13 protein-coding genes and 2 tRNA genes are annotated in these 17,744 nt (G+C 74.5%); 7 read left to right on the forward strand and 8 right to left on the reverse strand.

Annotated features, from left to right (window positions below):
- Positions 1 to 7: 7 nt before the first annotated feature.
- The 5 genes from nirD to SNE206_RS06370 all read right to left on the reverse strand — a co-directional run bounded on the left by nirD (position 8) and on the right by SNE206_RS06370 (position 8,358).
- A complete protein-coding gene (nirD, locus tag SNE206_RS06350) occupies positions 8 to 361 on the reverse strand; it encodes a nitrite reductase small subunit NirD (RefSeq protein ID WP_407912358.1) in 354 nt (117 codons plus the stop codon).
- A complete protein-coding gene (gene nirB, locus SNE206_RS06355; protein ID WP_407912359.1) occupies positions 358 to 2,976 on the reverse strand; it encodes a nitrite reductase large subunit NirB in 2,619 nt (872 codons plus the stop codon). The genes nirD and nirB overlap by 4 nt, the downstream gene beginning before the upstream one ends.
- Positions 2,973 to 4,262, reverse strand: coding sequence for an NAD(P)/FAD-dependent oxidoreductase (locus SNE206_RS06360; protein ID WP_407912360.1), 1,290 nt, complete (start codon positions 4,260 to 4,262; stop codon positions 2,973 to 2,975). The genes nirB and SNE206_RS06360 overlap by 4 nt, the downstream gene beginning before the upstream one ends.
- A 102-nt stretch (positions 4,263 to 4,364) precedes the next feature.
- On the reverse strand, positions 4,365 to 6,131 hold the full coding sequence (locus tag SNE206_RS06365; protein ID WP_407912361.1) for an ABC transporter ATP-binding protein: 1,767 nt from the start codon (positions 6,129 to 6,131) through the stop codon (positions 4,365 to 4,367).
- Between the two features lie 136 nt (positions 6,132 to 6,267).
- Entirely contained in the window at positions 6,268 to 8,358 is a 2,091-nt protein-coding gene (locus tag SNE206_RS06370; RefSeq protein ID WP_407912362.1) for a molybdopterin oxidoreductase family protein, read from the reverse strand.
- A 215-nt stretch (positions 8,359 to 8,573) separates the two neighbouring features.
- On the opposite strand from SNE206_RS06370, the gene SNE206_RS06375 reads away from it, so the two are divergent.
- From SNE206_RS06375 to SNE206_RS06395, 5 genes are all read left to right on the forward strand, one after another.
- A complete protein-coding gene (locus tag SNE206_RS06375) occupies positions 8,574 to 9,377 on the forward strand; it encodes a sirohydrochlorin chelatase (protein ID WP_407912363.1) in 804 nt (267 codons plus the stop codon).
- A gap of 177 nt (positions 9,378 to 9,554) precedes the next feature.
- Positions 9,555 to 9,953: a hypothetical protein gene (locus SNE206_RS06380; protein WP_407912364.1), complete on the forward strand. Its 399-nt coding sequence runs from the start codon at positions 9,555 to 9,557 to the stop codon at positions 9,951 to 9,953.
- Between the two features lie 48 nt (positions 9,954 to 10,001).
- Positions 10,002 to 11,282 (forward strand): deoxyguanosinetriphosphate triphosphohydrolase, encoded by a 1,281-nt coding sequence (locus SNE206_RS06385; protein ID WP_407912365.1) that lies wholly within the window; start codon positions 10,002 to 10,004, stop codon positions 11,280 to 11,282.
- Positions 11,283 to 11,318: 36 nt separating this feature from the next.
- Complete coding sequence (dnaG, locus tag SNE206_RS06390) at positions 11,319 to 13,229, forward strand: DNA primase (protein WP_407912366.1); 1,911 nt, start codon at positions 11,319 to 11,321, stop codon at positions 13,227 to 13,229.
- Between the two features lie 61 nt (positions 13,230 to 13,290).
- Positions 13,291 to 14,502 carry an RNA polymerase sigma factor gene (locus SNE206_RS06395; protein ID WP_407912367.1) on the forward strand — a complete coding sequence of 404 codons (1,212 nt, stop codon included), beginning with the start codon at positions 13,291 to 13,293 and terminating at the stop codon, positions 14,500 to 14,502.
- 5 nt (positions 14,503 to 14,507) lie between these two features.
- On the opposite strand, the gene SNE206_RS06400 is transcribed toward SNE206_RS06395, so the two are convergent.
- Together SNE206_RS06400 and SNE206_RS06405 are read right to left on the reverse strand one after the other, a co-directional pair.
- Entirely contained in the window at positions 14,508 to 15,944 is a 1,437-nt protein-coding gene (locus SNE206_RS06400) for an FGGY family carbohydrate kinase (RefSeq protein ID WP_407912368.1), read from the reverse strand.
- 81 nt (positions 15,945 to 16,025) lie between these two features.
- A complete protein-coding gene (locus SNE206_RS06405; RefSeq protein ID WP_405013433.1) occupies positions 16,026 to 16,319 on the reverse strand; it encodes a hypothetical protein in 294 nt (97 codons plus the stop codon).
- A gap of 290 nt (positions 16,320 to 16,609) precedes the next feature.
- Between SNE206_RS06405 and SNE206_RS06410 the strand changes: the two genes are divergently transcribed.
- Together SNE206_RS06410 and SNE206_RS06415 are read left to right on the forward strand one after the other, a co-directional pair.
- Positions 16,610 to 16,682: transfer RNA gene (locus SNE206_RS06410), tRNA-Asn, on the forward strand.
- A 37-nt stretch (positions 16,683 to 16,719) separates the two neighbouring features.
- A tRNA-Asn gene (locus SNE206_RS06415) sits at positions 16,720 to 16,792 on the forward strand.
- Positions 16,793 to 16,923: 131 nt separating this feature from the next.
- On the opposite strand, the gene SNE206_RS06420 is transcribed toward SNE206_RS06415, so the two are convergent.
- Positions 16,924 to 17,664 (reverse strand): trypsin-like serine peptidase, encoded by a 741-nt coding sequence (locus tag SNE206_RS06420; RefSeq protein WP_407912369.1) that lies wholly within the window; start codon positions 17,662 to 17,664, stop codon positions 16,924 to 16,926.
- Positions 17,665 to 17,744: the final 80 nt, after the last annotated feature.

Raw genomic sequence — 17,744 nt, forward strand, 5'->3', positions numbered from 1 at the left:
GGTGGCGTCAGGCGGCGGCGAGCCGGACGGCGTGGACGGGGATGCGCACCGACTCGTCGTCCAGGCACTGCCCGCTCGCCAGGTCGAAGCGCTGCTTGAGCAGCGGCGAGGCGACGTACACCCGGCCGTCCCCGGTGGAGCCGATCAGGCCGCGGGAGAGCACGTACGCGCCGGTGAACGGGTCGCGGTTGGCGACGGCGTACAGCGTGTCCGAGCGGTCCCGGAAGACCGCGGCCTGGGTGCCGTCCGGCAGCAGCACGGCGACGCCGCGGCCGGGGGTCAGGTGGTCCAGGTCGCAGACGGCCGTCCAGGTGCGGCCGGCCAGCAGCTCGATGCGGGTGGTGGTGGCGACGGTGGTCATCGGGTCTCCAGGAGCTGCGAGTTGTCGGGGTCGAGGGCGGCGAGCAGTTCCTCCTCGGTGGCGAGCAGCACCAGATCGGGCTTGATCTGGTCGCGCTCCGGGGTGAACTGGATGCTCGGGTCGGGCACGCCCGGGGCGTTGACGAAGGAGACGAACCGGCGCATGCGCTCCGGGTCGGCGAGGGTCGCGGCCCACTCGTCCTGGTAGTCGGCGACGTGGTGGTCCATCATGGCCTCCAGGTCGGCGGCGAGGCCGAGCGAGTCGTGCACCACCACGTCGCGGACGTGGTCGAGACCGCCCTCGATCCGGTCCAGCCAGGTGGAGGTGCGCTCCAGCCGGTCGGCGGTGCGGATGTAGAACATCAGGAACCGGTCGATCAGCCTGATCAGCTGCTCGTCGTCGAGGTCCTGGGCGAGCAGGTCCGCGTGGCGCGGGGTGGCGCCGCCGTTGCCGCCGACGTAGAGGTTCCAGCCGTTGGAGGTGGCGATGATGCCGAAGTCCTTGCCGCGGGCCTCGGCGCACTCGCGGGCGCAGCCGGAGACGGCCGACTTGAGCTTGTGCGGGCTGCGCAGGCCGCGGTAGCGGAGCTCCAGCTGGATCGCCATGGCGACCGAGTCCTGCACGCCGTAGCGGCACCAGGTCGAGCCGACGCAGGACTTCACGGTGCGCAGCGACTTGCCGTAGGCGTGGCCGGATTCGAAGCCGGCGTCGACCAGGCGGTTCCAGATCCCCGGGAGCTGGTCGACGCGGGCGCCGAAGAGGTCGATCCGCTGACCGCCGGTGATCTTGGTGTAGAGGCCGTAGTCGCGGGCGACCTCGCCGATCACGATCAGCTTGTCGGGGGTGATCTCGCCGCCGGGGATGCGCGGGACGACCGAGTACGAGCCGTTCTTCTGCAGGTTCGCCAGGAAGTGGTCGTTGGTGTCCTGCAGGGCCGCCTGCTCGCCGTCCAGGATGTGCCCGGACGCCTCCAGCTCGGGGGCCAGCGAGGCGATGATCGAGCCGACGGTCGGCTTGCAGACCTCGCAGCCCTCGCCCTGCAGACGGCCGTGCTCGGCGAGCAACTGGCTGTGCGTCGGGATGCGCTTGACCCGGACGATCTCGTACAGCTCGGCGCGGGTGTGGGCGAAGCAGGGGCACAGGCCCCGGTCGACCTCGACGCCGGAGGCCTCCAGCTCGTCGGTGACGATCGTGGAGAGCAACTTGATGCAGGAGCCGCAGCCGGTGCCGGCCTTGGTGCACTTCTTGACCTCGGGCACCGTGCCGCAGCTGTGCTCGGTGACCGCGGCGCGGACCTGGCCCTTGGTGACGTTGTGGCAGTTGCAGACGACCGCGTCGTCCGGCAGCGCGGAGCTGCCGAGCGAGACCGGGGCGCCCACACCGGCCGGCAGCACCAGCGACTCGGCGGGCACGGGCAGCGGGTTGCCGGTGCCGGCCAGCGGCCGCAGCGAGGAGTACGCCTCGGCGTCGCCGACCAGGATGCCGCCGAGCAGCGCGCCCTCGGGGGTGACGACGAGCTTCTTGTAGACGCCGGAACGGGAGTCGGAGTAGACGACGTCCAGCGAGCCGGGAGTGGTGCCGAACGCGTCGCCGAAGCTGGCGACGTCCACCCCGAGGAGCTTCAGCTTGGTGGAGAGGTCGGCGCCGGTGAAGGACTTGCCCGTCCCGTCGGCGAGCTGCTGGGCGACGCTCTGCGCCATCTCGTAGCCGGGGGCGACCAGGCCGTACACCCGGCCGTCGACGGCGAGCGCGCACTCGCCGATGGCGAAGACGTGCTCGTCGGAGGTGCGGCACAGCTCGTCGATCGCGATGCCGCCGCGCTCGCCGACCGTCAGGCCGCAGTCGCGGGCCAGCTGGTCGCGGGGGCGGACACCGGCGGAGAAGATCACCAGGTCGGTCTCCAGCTCGGAGCCGTCGGTGAAGGTCATCCCGGTGGCCCTGCCGTCGGTGACGACGACGGTCTTGGTGCCGACCCCGGTGTGGACGACGACGCCCATCTCCTCGATGGTGCGGCGCAGCGCCTCGCCACCGGCGGGGTCGACCTGCACCGGCATCAGCCGCGGCGCGAACTCGACGACGTGGGTCTCCAGGCCGAGGCCCTTGAGCGCGCCGGCCGCCTCCAGGCCGAGCAGGCCGCCACCGACGACCGCGCCGACGTTCGCCGTCGCCGCGTAGGCCTCGATGGCCTCCAGGTCCTCGATGGTGCGGTAGACGAAGCAGCCCTCGGCGTCCTTGCCGTCCACCGGCGGCACGAACGGGTACGAGCCGGTGGCCAGCACCAGCGTGTCGTACGCCACGGTGTGCCCGGCGGCGGTGGTGACGGACTTCCCGGCCCGGTCGATCGAGGCGACCGGCGACGACAGGTGCACCTCGAAACCGTGCGTGTCGGTGAAGCCCGCCTCGGCGAGCAGCAGGTCGTCCGCGCTCTTGCCGGAGAAGTACGAGGTCAGGGCGACGCGGTCGTACGCGTGGCGGGGCTCCTCGGCGAGGACGACGACGCGGTAGCGGTCGGCGGCACCGGTGTCGGCCAGGGCTTCCAGGAAGCGGTGGCCGACCATGCCGTACCCGACCAGGACGACGGTCGGCTTGGTGGTGGTCATCGGGCTGGTAGTCATCGGGAGGGCCCTCCGGTGGTCGTGCTCTGGGTGGTGAGCAGGTGCAGCGGGTGTGCTGACAGGGCCTCGTCGCCCTCCCAGGTGCCGGCGAGGTCGCCGACGGTGTCGAGGTCGCCGAGCAGGACACCGCCGACGAGCCGGTCGCCGCCCTGCTCGTCGCGGCGGACGATGACCTTGCGGTAGGTGCCCCGGCTGGCGTCGGCCAGCCGGACCACCCGGTCCTCGGGTCCGGCCGGCTCGGTCTCGCCGAACGCGGCGAGGTCGAGCGGAGCGGAGTCGGGGCCGGTCAGCGTCAGCCTGGTCAGCAGGCGGCTGCCCTGGTAGGAGGTGTCGTGGCCGGTCAGGATCCGGGCGAGCCGGTCGGCCTGGGCCAGGGCCGGCCCGGCGAGGCCGTACACCACGCCGCGGTGCTCGGCACAGTCGCCGAGCGCGTGGATGTACGGGTCACCGGTACGGAGGCGGTCGTCGACCACGATGCCGCGGCGGACGTCCAGGCCGGCGGCCTGGGCGAGTCCGCCGCGCGGCCGCACCCCGGCGGCCGTGATCAGCAGTTCGGCGTCGAGACGGAAGCCGTCGGCGAGTTCCACGCCGGTCACCCGGCGGTCCTCGGTCAGCACGGAGCGGACACGGCACTCGGTGTGCACCTCGACGCCCAGCTCGGCGAGGTGGGCGCGCAGCATCTCCGCGGCCTCCTCGTCGAGGTGGCGCTCCATGAGGTGCTCGCCCTGGTGGGCCAGCACCACCTGCACGCCGCGGGCGGCCAGGGCACGGGCCGCGCTCACCCCGAGCAGGCCGCCGCCGACGACCACGGCCTGCCGGACACCCGGCAGGTAGCCGTCGATGTCGGCGCAGTCGGCCATCGTCCGGAAGGCGAAGACGCCGGCCGGCAGCTCGTGCCTCTCGCTGCCCGTCAGGGCGTCGTCGAACAGGCCGCGCAGCGGCGGCAGCACCGGGTTGGACCCGGTGGCGAGCACGAGGCGGTCGTAGTCGACGACCGCGCCGTCGTCGCACAGCACACGGCGCTCGTCGCGGTCGATCCGGACGGCACGGGCCTGACGGCGCTCCACCTGCGGGGGAAGCGCCGTCAGGGCCGCAATGTCCGGGCTGTAGCGTCCGGCCAGCACCTCGGCGAGCAGTACCCGGTTGTACGGGGCGTGCTCCTCCTCGGCGAGCAGCAGCACCCGGCGGGCGCCGTGGGTCACGAGCTGCTGGGCGACCCGGTGGCCGGCCATGCCGCCGCCGATCACCACGATCCGCTGCTCCGCTGCACTGTCCGCTGCTGTCATGCCCTTGAGCATGCGGGGCGGAAGTTACCCGGTCGGGGCCGCTCTGTTTCGCGAGCGGAACTTCGACCTCAGCGCCGCGCGCGGACGGTTGTGAGCCCCTGCTCAGGCCAGCTGGGCCGCCTGGAGGCCCGCGTACGCCCCGCCGCTGCGCAGGAGTTCGGCGTGCGAGCCGATCTCGGCGATCCGGCCCTCGTGCAGCACGACGATGCGGTCGGCACCCCGGATCGTCGAGAGCCGGTGGGCGACGACGAACACCGTGCGGCCCTGCACGAGCCGGCCCAGCGCCTGCTGCACCAGCGCCTCCGAGCGGGAGTCCAGCGCGGAGGTCGCCTCGTCGAGGATCAGCACCCGCGGGTCGCGGATCAGCGCGCGGGCGATGGCCAGGCGCTGCTTCTGGCCGCCGGAGAGCCGCGCGCCGCGCTCGCCGACCACGGTGTCCAGGCCCTGCGGGAGCCGGTCGATGAACTCCAGCGCGTTGGCGTCGCGCAGCGCGGTGCGCACGGTCTCCTCGGGCACGTCCTTCATGCCGTAGGTGACGTTCTCGCGGATGCTGCCCTCGAAGAGGATCGACTCCTGCGGCACCACCGACAGGAACTTCCGGTAGCTGCGCAGGTCGAGCTGCTCCATGTCGGTGCCGTCCAGCAGGATCCGGCCCTCGGTGGGCCGCAGGAAGCCGATGACGAGGTTCAGCACCGTCGACTTGCCCGCGCCCGACCCGCCGACCAGGGCGATCGTCTCGCCCGGCTGCACCGTCAGGTCGAAACCGGCGACGGAGGGCTCCCCGCCGCCCGGGTAGGTGTGCACGACCCCCTGGAAGTCGATCCGGCCGGTGACCTGCTGCACGTCGGCCTTGCCGGAGTTCTCCTCCAGGTCGGGGGCCTGCAGCACCTCGCCGACCGAGCGGACGGACTCCAGCCCCTTGCCGAGCTGCGGGGTGAGCGTGAGCAGCGTGGTGACCGAACCGGTCAGGCTGGAGAAGTACGCGCTCAGCATCACGACCGCGCCCGGGGTGACGGCCAGCCAGCCGTAGTAGGCGACCGCCGCGGAACCCGCGAGGCAGCCGACGCCGATCGCGTTGAGCATGATCCACGAGAGCGAGCCGAAACGGCCGTTGAGCAGGTCGAGCCGCAGCCCGGCGTCCAGCACCCGGCCCAGGGTGCGGTCGACGCGGCGCAGCGCGGTGCGCTCCAGACCGTGCGCACGGGTGATCGGGATCAGCGTCGTCATCTCGCTGACCCGGGACGAGAGCTGCTCGACCTCCTGCCGGAACGACTCGTTCTGGCTCTTGAGCCGCTCGCGCAGCCGCACCACGAGCAGGGCGGCGGCCGGCACGATCAGCAGGAAGACGGGCAGGAAGGCCGGGGTCTGCACGCCGATGACGACCAGGCCGCCGGTGAGGGTGGCGATCGCGGCGAGCCCGTTGTCGGCGGTCTGCTGCGAGGCGGTCTCGATGCCCTCGACGTCGCGGATCACCTTCGCCTGCAGCACGCCCGCGCTGACCCGCGAGTGGTAGCCGATGGACAGCTGCTGCATGCGGTGGCACAGCGCGGAGCGCAGCCGGGTGCCCATCCGCCGGATCGAGCCGTGCATCCAGTGCACGTACAGCAGGTGCAGCGGCAGGTTGAGCAGCAGGATCACCAGCAGGACGGCGGAGTTCCACCACAGCACGGATATCGGCCGGTGCCGGACGACGACGTCGACGATGTTGGCGGTGATCAGCGGCAGCAGCCACACCGGGGAGTGCTTGGCGAGGAACACGGCGACCGCCAGGGCGACGCGCCCGCGGTCGGGCCGGAAGAGGTAGAGGAGGGTTCGGACGGGGTGCTCGCCGCGGTAGCGGTGGCTGAGCGGGCCCTGAGACAGCGCCATGGACGGTTCCTGGGAAGGTCGGTACGGGGGATCCCGCCATCCTCCCAGGGCCGGACGGGCCCCAGGGTGGCCGGAACAGGACACCGGCCGCCCTCCCGCAGGCCGCCACCGGACCCGCTCCGGCGCCCCGCGGTGCTCAGTCCGCGGGCGCGGGCCCCCCGGCGGGCTCCAGCCGCACCGCGCACGCCTTGAACTCCGGCATCCGCGACACCGGGTCGAGCGCCGGGTTGGTGTGCACGTTGGCGTTGGCCGCGCCCGGCCAGTGGAACGGCATGAACACGGTGTCGGGCCTGATCGCGGTGGTGAGCCGGGCGGGGGTGACGGTCCGCCCGCGCCGGCTCACCACGGCCACCTGCTCGCCGTCCTGGATCCCGAGCCGCTCGGCGAGTCTCGGGTGCAGTTCGACGAACGCACCGGGGGAGGCGGCGTTGAGCTCGGCCACCCGGCGGGTCTGGGCGCCGGACTGGTACTGGGCGAGCACCCGGCCCGTCGTCAGGCGTACGGGGAAGGCGTCGTCCGGCTCCTCGGCGGCCGGCCGGTGCTGGACGGCCGTGAAGCGGGCCCGCCCGTCCGGCGTCGCGAACCGGTCGAGGAACAGCCGCGGCGTGCCCGGGTGCTCGGCGGACGGGCACGGCCAGAACACCCCGTCCTCCGCGGCGATCCGCTCGTAGCTGATGCCCGCGTAGTCGGCCGGGCCGCCCGCCGAGGCCCGGCGCAGCTCGTCGAAGACCTTCTCCGGCTCGGTCGGGAAGCCCTCCCCGTGGCCGAGCCGCCCGGCCAGCGCGTGCATCACGTCCAGGTCGCTGCGCACGCCCCCCGGCGCGTCAACGGCCTTGCGGCGCAGGATGACGCGTCCTTCCAGGTTGGTCATCGTGCCGGTCTCCTCCGCCCACTGCGTGACCGGCAGCACGACGTCGGCGAGCGCCGCCGTCTCCGAGAGCACGACGTCGCTGACGGCGAGGAAGTCCAGGGAGCGCAGCCGCCCGGTGACGTGCTGCGAGTGCGGCGCGGAGACGACCGGGTTGGAGCCCATGAGCAGCAGCGCCCTGACGTCCGTGCCGAGCGAGTCGAGCAGCTCGTACGCGCTGCGCCCCGGGCCGGGCAGACTCTCCGGGTCGACGCCCCACACCGCGGCGACGTGGGCGCGCGCCGCGGGATCGTCCAGCTTGCGGTAGCCGGGCAGCTGGTCGGCCTTCTGGCCGTGCTCGCGGCCGCCCTGGCCGTTGCCCTGGCCGGTGAGGCAGCCGTACCCGGCGTTGGGGCGCCCGGCGTTGCCGGTGGCCAGGCAGAGGTTGATCCAGGCGCTGACCGTGTCGGTGCCCTTCGCCTGCTGCTCCGGGCCGCGGGCGGTCAGCACCATGCCGGTCGGCGCCTCGCAGAACAGCCGGACGGCCTCCCGCAGCTGCGGCAGCGGCACCCCGGTGACCGACTCGACGTGCTCCGGCCAGTGCGCCATGGCCGCGGCCCGGGTCTCGGCCCAGCCGGTGGTGCGGTCGGCGATGAACGCCTCGTCGGTGAGCCCGCCCGCGACCACCAGGTGCAGCATGCCGAGGGCCAGCGCCAGGTCGGTGCCGGGCCGCGGCGCGAGGTGGAGGTCGGCGAGTTCGGCGGTGCGGGTGCGGCGCGGGTCGACGACGATCAGGCGGCCGCCGTTCTCCTGCAGCTCGCGCAGGTAGCGGACGAAGGGCGGCATGGTCTCGGCGGGGTTGCCGCCGACCAGGATCACGCAGCCGGCCTTCGGGATGTCCTCGACGGGGAAGGGCAGGCCGCGGTCGAGGCCGAACGCCCGGATGCCGCCCGCCGCCGCCGACGACATGCAGAAGCGGCCGTTGTAGTCGATGGCGGAGGTGCCGAGCACCACCCGCGCGAACTTGCCGAGCAGGTACGCCTTCTCGTTGGTCAGCCCGCCGCCGCCGAACACCCCGACGGCGTCCCGCCCGTGCGTGCGCGCGGTCGCCGCGAGGGCCTCGGTGATGCGGTCCAGCGCTTCGTCCCAGCCGGCCGGCCGGAGCTCGCCGTCCACCCGCACCAGCGGGGTGGTCAGCCGGGCGCCCGGGGCGAGCACCGCGGCGGCGTTGGACCCCTTGCCGCACAGTGCGCCCTGGTTGACCGGGAACGAGGGCCGCTCCACCACGGTGACGGGCACGGGCCCGTCGGTGCGGCGCAGCCCCATCCCGCACTGCAGGGCGCAGTACGGGCAGTGGGTGTCGGTGGCGGCATCGTTCATACCGGCCACTGTGCTACGACGCTGTTTCGCCGGGGCGGCCCGCAGGTTACGGAGCCCGCACACCGCCCTCACCTCGGCGTCCGCGCCCTGTGAGGGAGGCCCGGGCCACCCCCGGCGCGACCCTCACGGCGCCCCGCGGCGGCTGTGAGGCCAGGGAAACCACTCGTGACCATCGGGCAACGGCGGGGAAACAGCGGTGGGTGACGCTGGAGTGCATGACGCCGACCCCCACCCTCGCCGTTGCCCCGCCGCAGGCCGCCCGCCGGGCCGCCCCGCCGCAGGCCGGCCCGCTGCGCGTGCTGCACGCGTCCCGCCGCCCGGCGCTGGTGCTGGTCGCGCACGGCTCGCGGGATCCGTCCGCCGGTGCGGAGATCGCCCGGCTGCTGGAGCGGCTCCGCGCCGCCCGGCCCGAGCTCGACGTCCGGCTCGCCCACCTGGGGCTCAACGCCCCGCTGCTGCCCGACGTGCTGGACGGCCTCGTCGGCCGGGCGGTGCTGGTGCCGCTGCTGCTGAGCCGCGGCTACCACGCCAAGGTCGACATCCCGGGCGCGCTCGCCGCCGCCCCGCAGGTCACCGGCGCGATCGCGGCGCCGCTCGGCCCGCACCCGCTGCTCGCCGAGGCCCTGCACGCCCGCCTCACCGAGGCCGGCTGGCACCGCGGCGCCGACGGCCGCGACGCGGTGGTGCTCGCCGCGTCCGGTTCGCGGGACGCCGAGGCCGCCCTCGACACCGAGGAGCAGGCCCGGCTGCTCGCGCTGCGCCTGGGGGTGCCGGTGCGGCCGGGGTACGTCGCCGCGGGCGGCCCGAGCGTCGCCGAGGCGGTGTCGGCGTTCCACGCCGAGGGCCGCCGGGTGGCGGTCGCCGGGTACTTCACGGCGCCGGGCGACTTCGCCCGCCTCGCCGCCGCGGCCGGCGGCGACCTCGCGTCCGCCGCGCTGGGGGCGCACGACGCGATGGTGCGCCTGGTGCTGGAACGCTACCGGGCGTGCGTGCCGGCGCTGCTGCCCGCCGCGGCCTGAGACCCGCGGCCGGTCTCCGGCGCCCGCTCCCCGCGCCGTCACCCGGTCCCGCGCCCGCTGGGCCGTGCGGTGGTGCCGCGGGGTCCGGTCGGCAGGTCGCGGCAGCGGCGTACCGGGGAGAACCGGAGGACCAGGGCCGCCGCCGGCACGCCCGCCGCCCTGTGCCAGGGTTGCCGCATGGCCGACCCCGCCCGCGCCGCCGATCCTGCCCCCGGTCCCGCCGCCGCGCGTCCCGTCCGCGTGCCCGACGCGCTGCGCTTCCTGACCGAGCTGGTCGCCTGGGTCGCCGTGCCCTGGGCGCTCGCCGGGGTGTCGCTCTGGCTCTCCGCCGCCGCGCTGGTCCTGCTGATCGGGCTGCCGACGGTCTTCGCCACCCCCGGCGACAAGACGCAGGTCGTCGTCGCCGTCCCCGGGGCGGCCACGGTCGGGCTGGTCCTGCTGCAGCTGGTCGCCGCGGTCGCCGGCGCCTGGGCCGCCTGGCCCGCCTGGGCGGCCGTCCCCGCCACCGCGCTCGCCGCGGCCTGCCTGGTCGCCGAGCAGCCCCGCTGGCGCCGCCTGACGGCGGCCCGGGCGTAGCGCGGCGCCTCCCTGGATGTCCGCCACCAGGCGTACCGTGGCCGACATATGGACGACACCACGCCGTACGACCCGACCGCCGAGGCCCGCTGGGTGCCGGAGCCGGACAAGCGGCCCGGCCGCACCGCCTTCCAGCGCGACCGCGCCCGTGTCCTGCACTCCGCCGCCCTGCGCCGGCTCGCCGGCACCACCCAGGTCGTGGCGCCGCTGCAGAACGACTTCCCGCGGACCCGCCTCACCCACTCCCTGGAGTGCGCCCAGGTCGGCCGCGAGCTCGGGGCCGCGCTCGGCTGCGATCCCGACCTCGTCGAGACCGGCTGCCTCGCGCACGACATCGGCCACCCGCCGTTCGGCCACACCGGCGAGGAGGCGCTCGACCAGGCCGCCCGCGCCTGCGGCGGCTTCGAGGGCAACGCCCAGTCGCTGCGCATCCTGACCCGGCTCGAACCCAAGCGCTTCTCCCCGCCCGGGGAGGCGCCCGGGCGGCTCTCCGCCCGGCCCGGCCGCAGCGTGGGCCTCAACCTCAGCCGGGCGGCCCTCGACGCCGCCACGAAGTACCCGTGGGCCCGCGGCGGCCACCCCTCCGACCCGGACTCCACCAAGTACGGCGTCTACACCGACGACCTGCCGGTCTTCCGCTGGCTGCGGGCCGGCGCCCCCGCGGACCGCAAGTGCTTCGAGGCCACCGTCATGGACTGGTCCGACGACGTCGCCTACTCCACCCACGACGTCGAGGACGGCTTCCAGGCCGGCCACATCGACCCGGCCGCGCTGCGCTCCGCCGAGGAGCGGGCCGAGCTCTTCAAGATCGCGGAGCGGTACGCCCCCGACGCCGCCCCCGCCGAGCTCGCCGAGGCCCTCGACCGCCTCCGGGCCGAGGACTGGTGGCCGCGCGCCTACGACGGCTCGGCCCGCGCCCGCGCCGGGCTCAAGGACCTCACCAGCCAGCTGATCGGCCGGTTCTGCCTGGCCGCCGAGCAGGCCACCCGGGCCCGCTACGGCCCCGGCCGGCTCACCCGGTACGCCGCCGAGCTGGTCGTGCCGCGCGGGGTCCGGCTGGAGTGCGCGGTGCTCAAGGCCGTGGCCGTCCGCTACGTCATGCAGCGCGACGAGCAGGCGCAGCTCCGCTCGCGGCAGCGGATCGTCATCGCCGAGCTCGCCGACGCGCTCACCCGCGGCGCCCCGGCCGGCCTCGACCCGGTGTTCGCCGCGCTGTACGAGGAGGCCGAGGACGACGGTGCCGCGCTGCGCGCCGTCGTCGACCAGATCGCCACCCTCACCGACGCCTCGGCCCTCGCCCTGCACGCCCGCGTCGTCGGGCACCGCTGACCCCGCCCGTCCCGCCCGGTCGCCTACACTGCACGGGTGGCCGGGCGGATCAGGGACGAGGACGTGCAGGCGGTGCGCAGCGCGCTGCCGATCGACGCCGTGGTCGGCGACTACGTGCAGCTCGTCAACGGCGGCGGCGCCCAGCTGAAGGGCGTCTGCCCGTTCCACGACGAGAAGTCCGCCTCGTTCTACGTGCATCCCGGCAAGGGCGTCTTCAACTGCTTCGGCTGCGGCGAGTCCGGCGACACGATCTCCTTCCTGATGAAGATCGAGCACTGCTCGTTCGCCGAGGCCGTCGAGCGGATGGCCGCCCAGGCCGGCATCACCCTGCGGTACGAGGAGGGTGGTTACTCGCCCCGCCACCAGCAGGGCGAGCGCACCCGCCTGGTCGACGCGCACAAGGTGGCCGCGGCCTGGTACGAGGAGCAGCTCGCCTCGCCGGAGGCCGAGATCGGCCGCCGCTTCCTCGCCGAGCGCGGCTTCGACGAGGTGGCGGCCAAGCGGTTCGGTGTCGGCTACGCCCCGGTGGGCTGGGAGCACCTGGTGCGGTACCTCCGCGGCAAGGGCTTCACCGACAAGGAGATCCTGCTCGGCGGCCTGGCCTCGAAGGGACAGCGCGGCGGGCTGATCGACCGCTTCCGCGGCCGGCTGGTGTGGCCGATCCGCGACACCTCGGGCGAGGTGATCGGTTTCGGCGCGCGCCGCCTGCGCGAGGACGACACGGGCCCCAAGTACCTCAACACCCCCGAGACGCCGCTCTACAAGAAGTCGCACGTGCTGTACGGCATCGACCTGGCCCGCAAGGAGATCGCCAAGTCGGGCCGGGCGGTGGTGGTCGAGGGGTACACCGACGTGATGGCGTGCCATCTCGCGGGCGTGGAGACGGCGGTGGCGACCTGCGGCACCTCGTTCGGCGAGGACCACATCAAGATCATCCGCCGCTTCCTGATGGACACCTCGCAGTACCGCGGCGAGACCGTCTTCACCTTCGACGGCGACGCCGCCGGCCAGAAGGCCGCCCTGCGCGCCTTCGAGGACGACCAGAAGTTCGCCGCCCGCACCTCCATCGCCATCACCCCCGACGGCATGGACCCCTGCGAACTCCGGCTGGCCAAGGGCGACGACGCCGTCCGCGAGCTGATCGCCGACCCCACCCCGCTGTTCGAGTTCGCGCTGCGCTCCGCCGTCGCCCGCCACCGGGTCGACACGGCGGAGGGGCGGGCCTCGGCCCTGGAGGAGGCGGCCGGGATCATCGTCCGGATCAAGGACCGCTCGATCCAGCACGAGTACGCCGTGCAGCTGGCCGGCATGCTCGGCATCCTCGACGAGCAGTTCGTCGTCCGCCGCATCGGTCAGCTCGCCCGCTGGCAGCGGGAGAACCAGGAGAACAGCCGGCAGCGGCCCGGTGCCCGCCGCGCCGAGCCCGCGCCGCAGCCCGTCCGGGCCGCCGTGCCCGCCTACCGGCTCGACCCGCGCGACCCGGCGCAGTTCGTCGAGCGCGAGCTGCTCAAGCTCGCCCTCCAGCACCCCGACCTCGTGAGCCCCGCGTTCGACCAGTACGCGGAGGAGGAGTTCCCCACGCCGCCGTACCGCGCCGTGCGCCAGGCGGTCGGCCGGGCCGGCGGTGCCGCGTACGGTGCCGCGCTGCCGGACTTCACCGCGACCGTCCGCGAGGCCTGCCCGGACGACGAGGTGCGCCGTCTGGTCACCGAGCTGACGGTCGAACCGATCCGTTCGCGGCGCAAGGCCGACGTCCTCTACGCGGGCGAGTTCCTCGTGAAGCTGCGGCTCCAGGCGGTCGACCGCCGGGTCGCCGAGGTCCGCGCCCACCTCCAGCGCCTCGGCAGCCGCGCCTCCGCGGAGGAGATGAACGCCGTGCAGAGCGAGCTCTACGCCCTCCAGCAGTACGGCCACCAGCTGCGTTCCCGCGGAGCCGCGGCACTCTGAGCGCCGCCCGGCTGACCCGGCGGCAGGGTTCTCGGCCGGGAGTGTGGCGTAGCCCACACCGGTGGGTATCCCAGTCGGTACGGCGCGGCGTCCCCCAGCTGCCGCGCGCGGGCCCGAAGGGATTCCCGTGGAGCTTGCCGCAGTGAGCCGGACCCAGGCCGTCGAGAGCGTGGACGGCACCGTGCACGACCGTGCGGCGCCGCCGCCGGGGGACGAGGCGCGGGTGCCCGTGCAGGGCGGCCCGCCGGGCGCGGAGGCCGCCGCCGGTGCCGGTGCCGGTGCCGCGCCCCCGCGGGCGGCCGAGGAGGCGCCGGACTCCGCGCCGCCGCCCGCCCTGGACGAGGCCGTCGGCCCGTCCGCCGACCTGTTGCGGCAGTACCTGCGCGAGATCGGCCGGGTGCGGCTGCTCACCGCCGAGGAGGAGGTCGAGCTGGCCCGCCGGATCGAGGCCGGCCTGTTCGCCGAGGAGGCGCTGGGCCGGGCGGCCGCCGGCGGCGACGCCCTCGACGGCGGGCTCGTCCGCGACCTCGACCGCCTGGTGGTCGTCGGCCGGATGGCCAAGCGGCGCCTCATCGAGGCCAACCTGCGCCTGGTGGTCTCGGTCGCCAAGCGGTACGTCGGCCGGGGCCTGACCCTGCTCGACCTCGTGCAGGAGGGCAATCTCGGCCTGATCCGCGCGGTCGAGAAGTTCGACTACGCCCGCGGCTACAAGTTCTCCACCTACGCGACCTGGTGGATCCGCCAGGCGATGAGCCGTGCCCTGGCCGACCAGGCGCGCACGATCCGGGTGCCGGTGCACGTCGTCGAGCAGATCAACCGGGTGCTGCGGGTGCAGCGCTCGATGCTGCAGGAGAACGGGCAGGCGCCCACCGCGGCCGAGGTGGGGCAGGCGCTCCAGCTCACCGAGGAGCGGGTCCGCGAGGTGCTGCGGCTGGCGCAGGAACCGGTCTCGCTGCACACCCCGATCGGGGAGGAGGACGACGTGGCGCTCGGCGACCTCATCGAGGACGCCGACGCCGCCTCCCCCGCGGAGAGCGCCGCGCTGCTGCTGCTCCGCGAGCACCTCGACGCGGTGCTCTCCACCCTCGGGGAGCGCGAACGCCAGGTCGCCCGGCTGCGGTACGGCCTGGACGACGGCCGCCCGCGGACCCTGGAGGAGATCGGCCTGCTGTTCGGCGTGACGCGGGAGCGGATCCGCCAGATCGAGGCCAAGGCCCTCGGCAAGCTCCGCTCCCACGCCTACGCGGACCAGCTCCGCGCCTACCTGGACTGACGGGGTCAGCCCTCCGCGGTCTCCGGGTGGAACTGCTCGCGCACGGCCTGGTACTGCTGCCGGACGGCGTTGCCGACCGCGAGGTCCTGCTCGCCCTCCGGGGCGAGGGTCACCGCGTCGGGAAGCTCCCACACGGGGGGCTCCGGGGTGCCGGCCAGCGCCCAGGCGGCCTGCCGGGCGGCGCCGCGGGCGGCGTGCGCACCGGGCGGCGGTATCACCACGGGCACCCCGAAGAGCCGGGGTGCGCTGTCGCGGACGGCGGCCAGCCGTCCGGCGGCGCCGAGCAGGAAGACCCGGTTCACGGCGACCCCGTGCCCCCGCAGCACGTCCAGCGCCTCGGCGATGTTGCACAGCATGCCCTCGACGGCGGCGCGGGCGAGGTGCTGGGGGCCCATCGACTCGGCCCGCAGGCCCGTGAGGGTGCCGGCGGCGTGCGGCAGCCTGGGGGTGCGCTCGCCGTCCAGGTAGGGCAGCAGCACGAGGCCGTACGCGCCGGGGGAGGACTGCAGGGCGAGGTCGCCGAGCTGTTCGAGGTCGCAGCCGAGCATCGCGGCGGCGGAGCGCAGCACCTGCGCGGCGTTGAGCGTGCCGGCCATCGGCAGGTGGCGGCCGGTGGCGTCGGCGAAGGAGGAGATCACGCCGGTCGCGTCGACGACGGCCTGCTCGTGCACGGCGAAGATGGTGCCGTTGCCGCCGAGCGAGACGACGGCGTCGCCCGGGCGGAGGCCGAGCCCGAGGGCCGCGGCCATGTTGTCGCCGGTGCCGGCGGAGATCAGCAGCCCCTCGGGGGTGTGCCCGGCGGGTTCGGCCGGGCCGAGGATGTCCGGCACGCGTAGCTCGTGGCCGAGGGCGAGCTCGACGAGGTCCTGCCGGTACTCGCCGGTGACCGGCGACCAGTAGCCGGTGCCGGAGGCGTCGCCGCGGTCGGTGGTGCGCCGCCTGGGGTGTCCGAGCAGCTGCCAGACGAGCCAGTCGTGCGGCAGCAGCACCTCGGCGATCCGCTGCGCGGAGACGGGCTCGAACTCGGCGAGCCAGCGCAGCTTGGCGATGGTGTAGGCGGGGGTGGGCACCGAGCCGATCGCCTCGGCCCACCGGGCCGGGCCGCCGAGCGCGTCGATGAGCGAGGCGGCGGCACCGGCCGAGCGCGGGTCGTTCCAGAGCAGCGCGAGGCGCACCAGCACGCCGCCCGCGTCCAGCCCGACCAGGCCGTGCTGCTGGGCGGAGACGCCGATCGCGGTCACGCCCTCCAGCAGGCCGCCGGTGGCCGCGTCGCCGAGCGAGTGCAGCCAGGTCTGCGGGTCCGCCTCGGTGCTGCGGGCGTCGGCCGCCTCGGGCTGCGGGTGCGGTGCCTTCCCGTCCCGCAGGACGGCGCCGGTGTCGGCGTCGCACGCGACGATCCGGGTGCGTGTGGTGGAGCTGTCGATGCCCGCGACGATGGCCATGGCGAGATCATGCCTCAGCCGACGGCCCCGGCGTGACCAGCCGCGTCAAGTGTTGCCCAGTCGGTACGGGATCCCCTGCGGTCACGGGCGTACGGTGCCCCAGCTGTCGTCCTCCACCTGGTGCCGCTGGAAGTAGGACACCCGGTCGGTGACGGAGTTCGGGAGACGGTCGCCGACCTTGTCCGCGACCGCCCCGGCGGCCTTGCCGGCCACCGCGCCGGCCTGCTGCTTCGCCTTGCCGGCGGCGTCCTGCACCTTCGGGTTCTGCGAGATCTTCTGTGCCGTGCGGGCGATCTGCTCGTACCGCTGGCGACCCGCCCTCGAACCGAGGACGTAGCCGATGCCCACCCCCACGACCAATGTCAGCTTCCACATGCTCTGCTCTCCGCCCTTCCTCGCGGTCACTGCCGCGTGTGCGTCTACCCGTCGGACCGGCCGGCGAACCGCCCGGGGCGGCAGCGCGCCGGAAGGCCGGGCGCGGCCGTGGCACCAGCATCCCCGGCCTGCGCGGGCGCCGCGCGCGGGGCGCGCCGGGCGGGCCGGGGGCCCGGAGGTCCGGGGGGCCGGACAAAGCGATTGGCGGACCACCCCCCTGAGTGCGCTAATGTATGACCCGCAGCGAGCGCCGCGGACCGGGAGAACCGGAGGCCGTGGCGGAAGCTCGATCCCCCATAGCTCAATTGGCAGAGCAGCCGACTGTTAATCGGCAGGTTATTGGTTCGAGTCCAATTGGGGGAGCTCGGGACAGCCCTGGTGGCTGCCCGTCTGTATGCGGTCCCCCATAGCTCAATTGGCAGAGCAGCCGACTGTTAATCGGCAGGTTATTGGTTCGAGTCCAATTGGGGGAGCTTCGCCCGGAGTCATGGGCGATAGGCGCAGAGCGAAAGCCCTCCGGCGGGCCCGGGGGGCTTTCGTGTTGCCCGGGCCGTGCTGCTCGTCCCCGCGTCGTTCGTTCCCGCGCCGCTCGGGCCCGCACCGTTCAGGCCTGCGCCGTCGCCCGGCGGTAGAGCTCGGCCACCCGCCCGTCGAAGGTCACGCTGTACGACACGGCGTCCTCGTACCCGCCCTCCTCGTACCCGCCGATCACGCCGACGACCGTGCCGTCGGGGGTCAGCCAGGGGCTGCCGCTGGTGCCGACGCTGTAGCCGGTGCACCGGAAGCTCTCCTGGGTGGGGCTCTGCGAGCCCGTCCGGGTGGCGCAGGTGATCGGCTCCTCGCTGTCGTTGGGGTAGCCGGTGACGGAGACCGGCAGGCCGAAGCCCTGGCGGGTGCCGAGCCGGTTGCCGCCGACGACGTCCTCGATCTCCTCGCCGTCGACCGGCGCCACGGTGAGGAACGCGACGTCGTACTCGGGGTCCTCGGAGTCCGTCCAGCGCTCGTCCACGGTGACCTCGGTGAGCGGCCAACTGCCGTACGGGGTGCGGCCGTGGCGGAAGCCCGGGGCGAAGACCAGGCCGTCCTCGCGGCCGCGGTCCAGGGTCTCCACGCAGTGCGCCGCCGTGACGAGGAGGTTGCGCTGCGGGCTGCTGACGACGCTGGCCGTGCACATCCGCGGGCCGTCGACGCTGCCGAGGAAGAGGGCGCCGATCCGGTCGCTGGCGGCGTCCCGGGGGGCGGGGTGCGAGCTGGGGGTGTCGGGGGCGCTGCCGGGCCAGTCGCAGGCGGCGGCCGCCAGCTGGACGGCTGCCAGCAGCGCCGCCAGGGCGCCGGTGCGCCGCATGCGTGCCATCCGCCTGTCTCGCTTCCCTCGGGTGACCGGCCGCCCGTCGTGCGGACCTCCGCCGCACGATCCTCCGGCAC

Source organism: Kitasatospora sp. NE20-6 (assembly GCF_045862635.1).